This window comes from Bradyrhizobium sp. CCBAU 53338 (assembly GCF_015291665.1).
Classification (GTDB): Bacteria; Pseudomonadota; Alphaproteobacteria; order Rhizobiales; family Xanthobacteraceae; genus Bradyrhizobium.
This window is the reverse complement of the sequence record NZ_CP030048.1, coordinates 5471020-5483915: the sequence shown is the minus strand read 5'-3', so window position 1 is coordinate 5483915 and position 12896 is coordinate 5471020. Positions and strand designations below refer to the sequence as shown.

Below are 12896 nucleotides of genomic sequence, written 5' to 3'. Positions count from 1 at the left end.
ATGACTGCAAGTATGACTGCAAGCGCGTTCAATACCGAGATCACCGAAACTGCCGAAGCTCTCATCGGGCCGTGGCGCCAGCCGCGCCAGATGCTGCATGCGCAGGTCTACGACGCGCACGCCTCCATTCACGACGATGCCACCGCGCAGAAGCTTGGCTTCAAGGGTGGGACCATCGAGGGGCCTACGCATTTCAGCCAGTTCGCGCCGCTGGGTGCGCGGCTGTGGGGACAGGCGTGGTTCGAGAGCGGCTGTCTCTCCGCGCATTATCGCAATGCCTGCTTCGAAGGCGATGACGTGCAGGCAATCCTGTCAAAGCCTTTGCCCGGAACGAGCCAGTGCCAGATCCAGATGGTGAGGCGCGACGGCACCGAGGTGCTGCGCGGCACGGCGTCAGTCGGCGATGCGCAGGTCGCGACGGCGCTGGAGGCACGTTTGACCGAGCTCAAGCCGCTCGCCGATCCCGTGATCCTGCGTGACGTGAAAGTCGCGCATACGAGCAAGCGGCAGACGGTCCGGATGGCGTTCGACCAGAACATGGGCGACCTCTATCCGTTCTCGCTGAGGCAGAAGCTCGCAGTCATCACCGAGAACTCGCCTTACTATTCCGGCGCGAATAATCCGTGGAGGCGGGCGATCATCCCGATGGAGATGCTAAGCGTGCTGTTCCAATACCGCTCCAAGGACGACCCGTTGCCGACGAAGGGGCCTGCCGTCGGCCTGTTCGCCGATCAGGAAATCCGGCTGGTGAAGGGGCCGCTCTTCGTTGACGAGGAATACGAAGTCGAGTGCGAGGTGGTCGCGCTGTCCGGCAGCCGCCGCACCGAGAGCGCCTGGGTCAGGACGCGCGTGTTCGGCAAGGCAGGTACACTGGTCGCGACCATGCTGCTCAACATGGCGACGCTGAAGGACTCATATGCGCCGTACGAGGAGGAATATCGGCGGCTGTATGGAGCGGGGCGGTAGGCTCGCCGCCAGCTCATCCTTTGAGCAGATGCACGTCGCAAGGTCGTCGCACAGGGAATAAGCAGACGTCGATCTATGACGTAACCTTCTGAAGGTGCGACGGTTTCCGTTGCGACCCTCAGGCTCTCGCAATTGTACACAATGGCATGGCGCTTGCAGAACTCCTGGCAAAGCGAGTTCTCGCGGGGGCCTGCGTCATGTTGAACTCAACCAAGTCGACACTGGGCGTCATCAGCGCCGAGCCCGAGCCGATCAGGCTCGATTGGTCGTCGACCGCGCTCGTGATCATCGACATGCAGCGCGACTTCATGGAGCCCGGCGGCTTCGGAGAGACGCTTGGCAATGACGTGAGCCAGCTTGCCCGCGCAGTAAAGCCCATTGGGGCGGTGCTGAAGGCGGCGCGCGACACCGGCATGCTGGTGATCCATACCCGCGAAGGACATCTGCCCGATCTCTCCGATGCGCCGCGGGCGAAGGTCGAGCGCGGCGCGCCGAGCCTTCGTATCGGCGATCCCGGTCCAATGGGGCGCATCCTCATTCGCGGCGAAGCCGGCCACGACATCATCCCGGAGCTCTATCCACTCGACAGCGAGGTCGTGATCGACAAGCCCGGCAAAGGCGCGTTCTACGCCACCGAGCTCACCGACGTGCTGGAGAAGTACGGCATCGAAAATCTGCTGGTGTGCGGCGTCACCACGGAAGTGTGCGTCAACACCACCGTGCGCGAGGCCAATGACCGCGGCTATCGCTGCGTCGTCATCTCGGACGGCTGCGCATCGTACTTTCCCGAGTTTCACGAGATGGGCCTGAAGATGATCAAGGCCCAGGGCGGCATCTTCGGCTGGGTCGCTAGCTCAGCCGCGGTAATGGAGGCGATGAAGACTTCGACCACATAGGGGTATCACCATGAGCAGCTTGACGGGGATGGCCGGCAAATCCGAGATGAACAAGTCCGAGTTCAAGCCGGCGCTATGGACATCCGGCGACTGGAACGCATTTTTCGGCTTCGGCACCAACATCCTCGTCAACACGCTGGTGCTCACGGGCCTCTTGCGCTTCGTGTTGAAGATGCCTGATAGCCTCGTGTTCGGCCGCATCCTGCCCGCACTCGGGTTGATGATGTGCCTCTCCACCTTCTACTACGCCTTCCTCGCCTATCGGCTCGCTCAGAAGACCGGCCGGAGCGACGTCTGCGCGCTGCCCTCGGGCGTCAGCGTACCGCACATGTTCATCGTCACCTTCGTGATCATGCTGCCGGTAACGCTCAAGACCGGCGATCCCATGAAGGGCTGGTCGGCTGGCCTCGTCTGGGTGTTCTTCCAGAGCTTTATCCTGATGATCGGCGGTTTCATCGCGCCGTTCATCCGCAAGATCACGCCGCGCGCGGCGCTACTCGGCACGCTTGCGGGCGTCTCGCTCACCTTCATCGCGATGCGTCCGGCGCTCGAGATGTATGTGACGCCGCAGATTGGCCTCGTCTGCTTCGCCATCATTCTGGTGAGCTGGTTCGGTGGCGTAAAATATCCAAAGGCCATTCCGGCCGGCCTGGTTGCGATCGTGGTCGGCATGGTCATTGCCTGGGGCTCGAACCTGCTCGGTTTCGGTCTCGGTGGATTGAGCATCAAGGGCGTCGGTGATGCCTTCGCCAATTTCGGCTTCTCCGTGCCGATCCCGGCGGTGAACCATGTCTTTTCCGGATTCGAATATCTCGGCGTCATCCTGGTCACCGCCATTCCGTTCGGCATCTATGACCTCGTCGAGGCCATGGATAATGTCGAGAGCGCGGAAGCGGCCGGCGACGAATATCCGACCACGCGCGTGCTGACAGCCGATGGCGTCGTCAGCCTGATCGGCTGCCTGATGGGCAATCCTTTCATCAACGCAGTCTATATCGGTCATCCCGGCTGGAAGGCCATGGGCGGCCGCATCGGTTACTCGGCAGCGACCGGCGTCATGGTGGTGGTCTTGTCCTGGTTTGGCGTCATCTCGGTCCTGCTGGCGCTGGTGCCGGTCGTCGCGATCTCGCCGATCCTGCTCTATATCGGCATGCTGATGACCGCGCAGGCCTTCCAGACGACGCCGTCGAAGCACGCGCCCGCCGTGGCGCTGGCGTTCACGCCGCATCTGGCCGCTTGGGCCAAGCTTCAGATCGACACCATGCTCGGTTCGACCATGACGGCAGCGGCGACCGTCGGCGGTATGGCCGCCGACAAGGCCGACGCGGTCAAGGCGGCTGCCATCGCAGCGCTGCCGCAACAGGGCGTGATCTATCACGGACTGGAAGTGATGGGCGGCGGCTCCATCCTGGCGGGTCTCATCCTGGGCGCGATCGGTGTCTTCATCATCGAGCGTGATTTTGAAAAGGCGTCCGCCTTCGCACTGGTCGGTGCCGTTCTGACTTACTTTGGCTTCATGCACGGCGAAGCCGTCGGCATCGGCGGCGGTTTTGGTGTCACGCCCGCGGTGGCGTTCGCCTATGCGGTGATGGCGGCCGGCCTGTTCGCTGTGAGCAAGCTCGGCGCCACCGAGCACTATGCCGCACATCCGGAAATGCACGCCGCGCCCGCGGAGTAGGGCGGACGGCAACAAGAATGGCCGGGCGACATCGTTGTCGCCCGGCCGTTTTATTCGTGGCGCAGCTACCCGCCCTTGACGGCGCCTGCCGTGAGCCCGGCCACGATCTGCCGCTGCGCGAACACCGTGAGCAGCAGCACCGGGAGGGTCACGATCAGTGCGGCCGCAGCGAGCGGGCCCCAGCTCAACTGGTCGAACGAGATCATGTTGTAGACGGCGACGGGCAGGGTGCGGGTCTCGCGTCCCGCCAGCACGATGCCGAACACGAAATTGTTCCAGGAGAAGATCACCGCGAGAATGAAGGCGACCGCGATGCCGGGCTTCGCGATCGGCAGCGCGACGTGCCGGAATACCTGCCAGCGGCCAGCGCCGTCGATCAGGGCAGCTTCCTCCAGCTCCATTGGCGTCGTCTCGAAATAGCCGATCATGATCCAGATCACGATCGGCACCGTCACCACGAGATGAATGATGATCTGGGGCACCAATGTGCCGAGCAGGCCGAGCCACTGGAACAGCAGGAACAGCGGGATCAGGTAGGAGAGGCCTGGCGTGATGCGGGCGATCAAGATCACGATGGCCGATTTGTGCGCGGCCATGCGCGCGATGCCGTAGCCGGCGGGGACGCCGACTATCAGCGCAAGCACGGTCGCGCTGCCTGTCACGATCAGGCTGTTGAAGAAATAGGTGACGAAGCGGTTGGAGGAGAGCACGTCGGCATAGTTCTTCCAGGCGAAGTGCTCTGGGATGAAGACCGGTGGGTAGGCGGCGTTGTCGACCTCGAATTTGAGCGAGAGCGACAGCATCCAGAGGAAAAACAGGATTGCCGGCGACACGATGACGAGCACCGCGAACCACAGGCCGATCTTGCCGCTGATTTGCTTCGGGGTCATGCGTCGCTCGCGATTTCTGACCACAGCATGCGCTGGCGGGCGTAGAGCATAACCGCAGCAAGCAGGACAATCAGCAGGAAAAACACCACCGCGATCGCCGAGCCGTAGCCGAGGTCGTAATAAACGAAGGCGACGCTATAAAGGTAGAGGTTAATGGTCTCTGACGCCGATCCGGGCCCGCCCTGCGTGATCGCGAAGATGACGTCGAAGCTCTTCACGGCGTCGATCATGCGGATCATGCCGGCGATGAACAGGAATGGCATGATCAGCGGGAGGGTGATGAAGCGGAACACCTGCCAGAGGCTCGCGCCGTCGATCTGCGCGCTTTCGTAAGGCTCGGTCGGGATGGCTGCGAGGCCGCCGAGCACGATCAGCATGACCAGCGGCGTCCATTGCCAGGTCTCGACCAATACCAGCGAGGGGATCACCGTGGCCGGATGAAACACCCAGAGCTGCGCAGGGATCCCGACCAGCGACAGCAGATAGTTCAACACGCCAAGCTGCGGGTGGAACATCATGGTCCAGACCAGCGCGATCGCGACGGGCGTCGCCATCATCGGCATGATGAAGATACCGCGCAGAAAACCGCGGCCGGCGAATTTCTGGTGAAACACGACGGCCGCGAACGTGCCGAACACGAGCGGCAGCAACACGGACAGCACGGTGTAGACCAGCGTGTGTCCGATCGCCTCGAGGAAGCGAGGATCGCCGGTCAGGCGCAAATAGTTGGAGAGCCCGACGAAGGTGGTCGGCGAACCGACCTTCCACTCGTTCATGCTCATCCAGATCGTGAAGACCCAGGGGAAGATGATGATCGCGAGCACGACGACCAGTGCCGGCACCACGAACGGCCAGTAGGACGGCGGCCGTAGCTCCTTCTCCGGCGCGGCGTCGGACTGCGCCGCGGCCGGAGCCGATTGCATCAACGCACTCACGCCTTTTCGCTACGCTCCAGGATTGGCCTGAACTGTTCATGCGCCTTCTTCAACTCGGTCGCGGGATCGGCGCCCGATAGTGTCGAGGTCAGCGCCGCACCGACGAGATCACGGAATTCGGCGACCGGGATCACCACGGGCAGGCCGAGCTTGCTGATCTTGGCGGAATCAATCACCGACTGCAGCCACTCCTTGGGCATCTTCACGCCCTTCTGGACCTCAGCATCGTTCAGGATCGAGTTACGGAACGGAACGCCGCCGCCGGCCTGTAGCAGTCGCGCGCCTTGCTGCTTCGAAACGATCCACTGGCACAGCAGGTAGGCGGCTTCCTTGTTCTTGCTCGCAGCAGCAACGCCGATGCCGTCGCCATAGGTGGCCGAATATTGTCCCTTCGGTCCGGCTGGCACGACGGTGTAGCCGACCTTGCCGACAATGCGCGATGCGGCCGGATCCTCCAGCGGCGGTGCCCAGCCGACGCCGTCGATCCACATCGCCGATTTGCCTTGTGTGAACGAGGCCATCGACTCCATCCAGTTGAAGCCGGCGACGCCGGGCGGGGCCACCTTCGTCAACAGCGTCTGGTAGAGCTTTGTCGCTGCGACGGCCTCCGGACCGTCGGTCAGGATGTTGCCCTTGGCGTCGAGGAATTCGCCGCCATAATCGAGGAAGAAATTCGTCCACAACGTCATGTTGGCGTTGCGCAGTCCCCGCCCGACGAAGCCATAGGTGCCGTCCTTGGCATCAGTGAGCTTTTCGGCGGCTGCGACCATCTCGTCCAGCGTTTTGGGCACTGCGACGCCCTTCTTCTGGAACAGCTCCTTGTTGTAGTAGAGGATGAAATAGTCGACCGACCACGGCAGGGACAGCATCTGACCCTTGTCGTTCTTGCAGTATTGCAGACCTGCAGCCGAAAAATCGCTCTCGACGAGGTCGGGCGCGGTCAGCGTCGGGTCCTTCATGTAGGGCGTGAGGTCGGCGAGCCAGCCCGCCTTCTCGAACTGCCGCTTCTGCACGTGATAGCTGAGATGGACGACGTCGAAGCTTGGCCGGCCCGAGGTGAGCTCGATGACGCATTTCTGGCGCTGCTGCTGCTCGGGAATCTGCTCGGATTCGACCTGGATACCGGTGAGGTCGGTGAATTCCTTGACGTATTTTTGCAGATTGTCGCCGCGCGGGCCCTTTGCGAGGATCACCTCGAGCTTGGTGCCGGCATATTTCTTCCAATTCACCTCGGCGCGTGCCGGCAATCCCGTCAGGCTGAGTGCGCCAGCCGCTGCGGTCCCCGTCAAAAGCGTGCGGCGCGAGATTTTATAGTCAGCCACTTTGGTTCCTCCCTGTGATTCAAATCTTTGGGGGGATACTAGCGACCGTTCCACGCCTGCCTAGTCCTAATTTGCGCGTTACGGTCGCACCGCCGGCGTTTCCATCGGCATTCCACGGGCCCGCGACATCAGATGGAGATCGAGCGCGACCAACCCGAGTCCACCGGAGGCCAGCCCCTCGATCGTGATGATTTTCTCGCCCTTGGCTTCGGCGATCCCGCAGGAGCGCGTGGCGACACCATCCATGTGAACGGTGCAGGCGTCGCATTGTGCAATGCCGCAGCCAAATTTCGTGCCGGCCAGGCCGACATTTTCGTGGATTGCCCAAAGCAGTGGTGTGTCTGGCTCGACGTCGAGCGTGGGGTTTTTCCGTTGATTGTTGGGCTTGCCATCGCAAGTCTCCTGATCGGCATATCCACCGATGGACTCAGGAACGCAATGTGTCCGGCAAAATGGAACGGTTCACATCGAGAGCGTGAGGGGCAGCTATCGCCGCTGCGGGAAGATCGTGGAGCGGACGGTGTCGTGCGCGCTCCGAGAAGGCCACGGCGGTGCCTGGATCGCGCCATCTCTCCGAACGTCAATGGCATGGTCTGAGGCGACGTGGAGGCGTGACGTGTGAGTGACAGCTTGTCCCTTTTGCCGGGGTGCAAGACCGTGATGCTTTGCTACACTGAGTCAAAGCATTCGAGAGTTCCTAGGGAGTTCCATGAAGGTGCTGCGCCCCTGCAACGTACTGATGCTCTATCCGTTGTTCACGGCGGAGTCCTTCTGGAGTTTCGGCGAGTCCTGCAAGCTGATGGGTGTGCGGCGTCCCGCCGCGCCGTTGGGTCTCATCACGGTCGCGGCGATGTTGCCGGAGACCTGGACCGTCAAGCTCATCGACTGCAACACGCAACCCTTCGGCGACGACGATCTCGCCTGGGCCGACGTCATCTTTACCGGCGGCATGCTGCCGCAACAGGCCGACACACTGCGGCTGATCGACAAGTGCCGCGCCGCGGGAAGGCCGGTGGTGGTCGGCGGTCCCGATCCGACGTCGAGTCCGCACATCTACGCCAGCGCGGATTTCCAGGTGCTCGGCGAGGCCGAGGGCGTCATCGACGAGTTCATCGCCGCCTGGGACAGTGGGAAACGTTCCGGCGTCTTCACCGCGCCGAAATTCCAGGCCGACGTCACCAGGACGCCGGTGCCGCGCTTCGACCTGCTGAGGTTCGAGGACTATCTCTATCTCGGTGTGCAGTATTCGCGCGGCTGTCCCTTTACTTGCGAGTTCTGCGACATCATCGAGCTCTACGGCCGCGTGCCGCGGACCAAGACGGTCGAGCAGATGTTCGTCGAGCTCGAGCGGCTCTATCAGATGGGCTATCGCGGCCATCTTGACTTCGTCGATGACAATTTCATCGGCAACAAGAAGTCGTTGCGCCAGTTCCTCCCACGGCTCGCGGAATGGCAGCGCGCCCACGGCTATCCTTTCGAACTGTCGACCGAAGCCTCGGTCAACCTGGCCGACGACCCCGAATTGCTCGAGCTGATGGGCGCGGCGAATTTCTTCGGCATCTTCGTCGGCATCGAGAGTCCGGACCCCGCAACGCTGGTCGCGATGCGGAAGAAGCAGAACACGAGGCGTAACATCGCCGAGAGCATCCACAAGATCTACGCCGCCGGCATGCTCGTCACCGCCGGCTTCATCGTCGGCTTCGACAACGAGAAGGTCTCGATGGCGGAGGCCATGATCGGTTTCATCGAGGAGGCGGCCATTCCGGTCGCAATGGTCGGCCTGCTCTACGCGTTGCCGAACACGCAGCTGACGCGGCGCCTTGCAAAGGAGGGACGGTTGCACGCGGACCACGACCTGGCATCGACGACGGGTGGTGACCAGTGCACCGGTGGCATCAATTTCGACCCGGTGCGACCGTTGCGCGACATCCTGATGGACTACAGGACGGTGCTCGAGCGGGTCTATAGCCCGGCCGCCTATGCCGGCCGTGTCGACAAGTTGATGGCGCTGCTCGACCGTTCGAGGCAGCGCCACGAGCTTGCCGAGGGCGATATTCGCGCGCGGGTCGGGGCGATGGAAACTGTTCATCGCGTGGTCACCGCGATCCCCGACGCGCGCGGACCGCTGTGGCAGACCTTCATGAATTGCGCCAAGCGCGACACGTCATCTGCACGCATCGCCGTGCAGATGATCGCTGCCTACGCTCATCTCGGGCCGTTCTCGCGCAAGGTCATCGATGCCATCGACGCGCGCCTCGCCGCGCTGGATGGGCAGATGCCGGCTCCGATGGTTGCCGCCGGCGCGGCCGCAGCGCGAAATCTGAACTGATTTCCACCGGAAATTCAGGGCCGCGATTGTGAGCCCTTCGCTTGACATGGCGACAACCTGGGGGCGATCGTCGCCAGGACAACACCGGATGCCATCGATTGCGGCGTTCCGACGAATTTCAGAGCCTGTCGGCGGTCAAGGTCGTCATTGCAAGACGAACAGCTTTTGCGGGGTGTGGCATGTCGAGGAAGGTGATCGGCTGGTCGGCCGCGGCTTTGGTCGCGATTGTTCTGATCTTCAACTACCTGCCCGCGTTCGTCGCCGACTCACTCTACAAGAATGTCGACGACATCACCGATGGCGAGATGCCGGCCACCGTGACCTCTTTTGAGTCGGGACCGGATATCGTCAGTACGATCGGCGGCAGTGGCGAGGGACTGAACTGCAGCCTTCCGGCCGTGACCAACATCTTCTTCGACGGCAGCAAGGATGCCGCGGGCAAGCGTCATCTCGTCTTGCAGCGGTTCCGGCAGGCCTGCGTCTTTCACGACCTCTGCTACCGCCACGGCCTCGCCACCTATGGCTACAATCAGAACGATTGTGATCGCATCCTGCAAAACGCGGCGTTCCGGCTCTGCACCTATATCCGCAACGGCAGCGGGACCGGCAGCGCGGCGCGGTGCCAGACCGATTCGAAGATGGTCCTGGCCGGTGTCAGCATGGGCGGCTACAACGCCTTTCGCGGCTGGGATCGATCGACCTATTTCGAGTTCGAATCCGATCCCTTCCGCTCGAACGGTTTTCAGGCCAGCCGCGTCGTGGACCATCCGTTCAAGGCCGTCGCTCCCGAGAAATATCGCAACGACCCTGACCAGGTCATCCTGTCCTTCGAGGACATTCGATCCGACATTGCCGTCACCTGCATGACCTGCGCAAATCTGCCCGTGTTCGCCTACACGCGGGATCCGAACGAGGTCGACGCTGAATTGCGTTCGGTCGGCCTGACGACGCTGCCTGAGGCGCTGCTCAAGCGCGAGCCGATGCTGTCGGAGACCGTGCCGATCTGGCTGCCGCCACGCCGCCATCATGCCGCGCCGCATCTGCTGGTCGACAGCAAGGGCCATGATCATCTGATATGGATGAGCCGCAACAATCCGCAGGACACCATGTCCTGCATCGTTGGCGCCGATGCCGCGCGGCTTCTCACCAATACGCTGCCGAGGCGCGATCTGTGCTCGAAGGATGCCGGCTCGTCGTTGAGCATGGTGGAGGTCGACATGTTCGCGACGTCGCCGCTTCCGATGGAAATTCCAGGCGCGCCGGACCCCGTCTATGCGACGGCCATCAGCCCGCAGAAGACGATCAACAACGATCTCAGCTTCTGCTCGCGCTCGGCATCGAGGCCGGTCGAACAATCCGGCAATGACGACCGGTCCAGATGCATCAACTTCACCGGAGACGCCGTCGGCAAGGGCGCAGCGCTCGGCGCATTCCAGAGCTTTCCGGTTGTTCGTCCCGGGCAGCAGATATTCTTCGCACGCGACGTCGACCAGCGCACGGACTCGCCGCTGACGGCGCTCTGGCAGCGTGCCTTCGGCGATACCTATTCGCCGGGTGGGTCGCTGCTCGTGATCGACGTCGCGCCGCCGACCACGCCCAAGGGGCCTGCCTCGGCGAAGCTGAAGAAGATCGTCCGGTTCAATATCGACGATCGCTTCGATCCGATGATGCCGATCACGCGCAAGGTCGATGATTTGCGCTTCCTGAGCCTGGAGGCATCGAAGCAGACCGTACGCCTTCGGCAGATCGACTTCGCCAAGGACAATCCCCCCGTCGGCAATGTCAGGCTGTTGATGGGCGGCGCCGACGTGGAACTGGATCGCTCCTGGGCCGCGCGACCCATGATGGTGCTGGAGACCAGGGACGCCCAGCCCAGGACCAAGCTGGTGTTCTCCCGCGGCGAAATCGCGACCGAGCCGGGCAAGCCTATCGATCCCAACTCAACGGCGGACGCGCTGACGTTGCAGACGCTGGTGTTCGAACGCGACGCGACGGCGCCTTCGGATGCGCCGTTCGTGAAATCGGCCGGTGCGGCTTGCAGGATCGCCTATGAGTTCGCAACCGGTCATACCGACTGGCCATGCTATCGCGCGTTCGATCCTGAACGTTCGATGCGGGCCTCGCCGGCGGCGCGGATGCAGGCCTCGCAGATGCTGGTCGGGCACTTCTCGAAAGGCACCGGATACGGCATCGCGTTTCCCGATGGCTGCCTGAAATCGGAGCCGATCATTCTCTCCCCGCAAGGGGACACGTTCGCGCCCGTGAACGACATTGCGGGTTGGAATGGTCCGCCGAAGCTGCGACGCACGATCACCTGCGAGCCGCTCGATGCTGCGGCGATCGTGAGCCGGCCGATTGCGCAGCAGTCGCAGTGAAGCCCGGCTTACTTCACCGCCAGTCGCAAAAAGCTCATCACGCTGCCGAGCACGGCAAAGCCTGCCCCTAGCGCCAGTGCCACCGTCGCGCCGTTGTGGCCGGCGAGCGCAAAGCACGCCGCGGCGAGCGCTGCGCCGGTGGTCTGCCCGGTCAGGCGCGCGGTGGCGACGATGCCCGAGGCGCTGCCGCCGCGGTGCGGCGGTGCGCTTCCCATGATCGCCTTCATGTTCGGCGCCTGGAAGAAGCCGAAACCCATGCCGCAGATCATGATCCGCCAGACGATGTCGGGAATGCTCGGGCTCGCCGGAAGCAGCGCGAGCAGCGCCATGCCGAGGCCGAGCAGGATGAGGCCGACGCCGCCCAACAGGCCGACCGGATGGCGATCGGAGAGACGGCCGGCGATCGGCGCCATGATGCCGACCACCAGCGGCCATGGCGTCATGAAGAAGCCGGTCTCGACCTGCGAGCGGCCGAGCACGTCCTCGAAATAGAACGGCAGCGAAACGAAGGCGAGGCCCTGCACGGCGAAGGAGCAGACCGCGGTCGCCGCCGACAGCGCGAACATCGGCCGGCTGAACAGATCGATCGGCAGCATCGGCGCGGGATGATCGGCGTGGCGGCGCGTCAGGATGAAACCCAGCGCGAGCGCCGTAACCAGTTCGATGCCCACGAGGACGGGCGACAGATTGTGCGCGGCGCTGCCGATGCCGGTGATGAACAGGCCGAGGCAGATGGCCGCGAGCAGCGCGCCGAGGAAATCAAAGCCGTGATCGGCGCGGGGCGTCTTCGGCAGCATCGCAAAGCCGATGCCTGTCGCAACGAGGCCGAACGGGATGTTGACGGCGAACAGCCACGGCCACGGGCCGACCGCGAGGATCGCAGAGGCAATCGAAGGGCCGAAGGTGAAGGCGGTCGCTACGACCAGCGCGTTGTGGCCGAAGCCGCGGCCCTGCATCCGGCCGGGATAGACGAAGCGCACCAGCGCGGTGTTGACGCTCATGATGCCGCTCGCCCCCAAGCCCTGCAGCGTGCGCGCGACCAGCAGGCTGTCCAGCGACCAGGCCACCGCGCAGAACAGCGAGGCGATGGTGAACAGCACGAGACCGCCGAGATAGATGCGCTGGTGCCCGACGATCTCGCCTAGCGCGCCCAGCGGCAGCAGCGTCGCCACCAGCGCGATCTGGTAGACGTTGACCACCCAGACCGACTGCTCCGGGCTGACATGCAGATCGGCGGCGATGGCCGGCAGCGCGATGTTGGCGATCGCGGTGTCGAGCGAAGCCATCGCCAGCGCGGTGAAGATCGCGGCGATCGCCCAGCGGCGCTGCTCGGCCGGCAGGCCATCGGCTTTGGTGTGATCAGGCTCGCGCGCAGCGGCAGGTAACGTTGATGTCATTGCCTCAGCGCTTTGCTCCGACGGCCTGGTTTCGATGGTCTTCGCCATGTACTACGCTTGAGACGGCTTCCACAGGCATATGCTTGCATGCATTGTATGCACCAAGCT

Annotated in this window: 9 protein-coding genes and 1 pseudogene; 5 read left to right on the top strand and 5 right to left on the bottom strand. The window is 63.2% G+C overall.

Features of this window, described 5'->3' with window-relative positions:
* Positions 1–12 precede the first annotated feature (12 nt).
* From XH90_RS25710 to XH90_RS25700, 3 genes are all read left to right on the top strand, one after another.
* Complete coding sequence (locus XH90_RS25710; protein WP_194482807.1) at positions 13–966, top strand: hypothetical protein; 954 nt, start codon at positions 13–15, stop codon at positions 964–966.
* Positions 967–1163: 197 nt separating this feature from the next.
* A complete protein-coding gene (locus tag XH90_RS25705; protein WP_194477102.1) occupies positions 1164–1862 on the top strand; it encodes a cysteine hydrolase family protein in 699 nt (232 codons plus the stop codon).
* A gap of 10 nt (positions 1863–1872) precedes the next feature.
* Entirely contained in the window at positions 1873–3540 is a 1668-nt protein-coding gene (locus tag XH90_RS25700) for a regulator (RefSeq protein ID WP_194477101.1), read from the top strand.
* 65 nt (positions 3541–3605) lie between these two features.
* Here the strand turns inward: XH90_RS25700 and XH90_RS25695 are convergent, their stop codons facing one another.
* The 4 genes and pseudogenes from XH90_RS25695 to XH90_RS25680 all read right to left on the bottom strand — a co-directional run.
* Positions 3606–4430: a carbohydrate ABC transporter permease gene (locus XH90_RS25695; RefSeq protein ID WP_194477100.1), complete on the bottom strand. Its 825-nt coding sequence runs from the start codon at positions 4428–4430 to the stop codon at positions 3606–3608.
* Positions 4427–5353 carry a carbohydrate ABC transporter permease gene (locus XH90_RS25690; protein WP_371748264.1) on the bottom strand — a complete coding sequence of 309 codons (927 nt, stop codon included), beginning with the start codon at positions 5351–5353 and terminating at the stop codon, positions 4427–4429. Before XH90_RS25690 ends, XH90_RS25695 begins: the two co-directional genes overlap by 4 nt.
* A gap of 8 nt (positions 5354–5361) precedes the next feature.
* Positions 5362–6687 (bottom strand): ABC transporter substrate-binding protein, encoded by a 1326-nt coding sequence (locus XH90_RS25685; RefSeq protein WP_194477098.1) that lies wholly within the window; start codon positions 6685–6687, stop codon positions 5362–5364.
* Positions 6688–6849: 162 nt separating this feature from the next.
* A pseudogene (locus tag XH90_RS25680) lies at positions 6850–7079 on the bottom strand ((2Fe-2S)-binding protein); the annotation flags it as partial.
* Positions 7080–7396: 317 nt separating this feature from the next.
* Here XH90_RS25680 and XH90_RS25675 point away from each other — a divergent pair.
* Complete coding sequence (locus XH90_RS25675; RefSeq protein WP_194477097.1) at positions 7397–9016, top strand: B12-binding domain-containing radical SAM protein; 1620 nt, start codon at positions 7397–7399, stop codon at positions 9014–9016.
* A gap of 179 nt (positions 9017–9195) precedes the next feature.
* Positions 9196–11391 carry a hypothetical protein gene (locus XH90_RS25670; RefSeq protein ID WP_194477096.1) on the top strand — a complete coding sequence of 732 codons (2196 nt, stop codon included), beginning with the start codon at positions 9196–9198 and terminating at the stop codon, positions 11389–11391.
* 8 nt (positions 11392–11399) lie between these two features.
* On the opposite strand, the gene XH90_RS25665 is transcribed toward XH90_RS25670, so the two are convergent.
* Positions 11400–12788: an MFS transporter gene (locus tag XH90_RS25665; protein WP_194482805.1), complete on the bottom strand. Its 1389-nt coding sequence runs from the start codon at positions 12786–12788 to the stop codon at positions 11400–11402.
* Between the last annotated feature and the right edge of the window lie 108 nt (positions 12789–12896).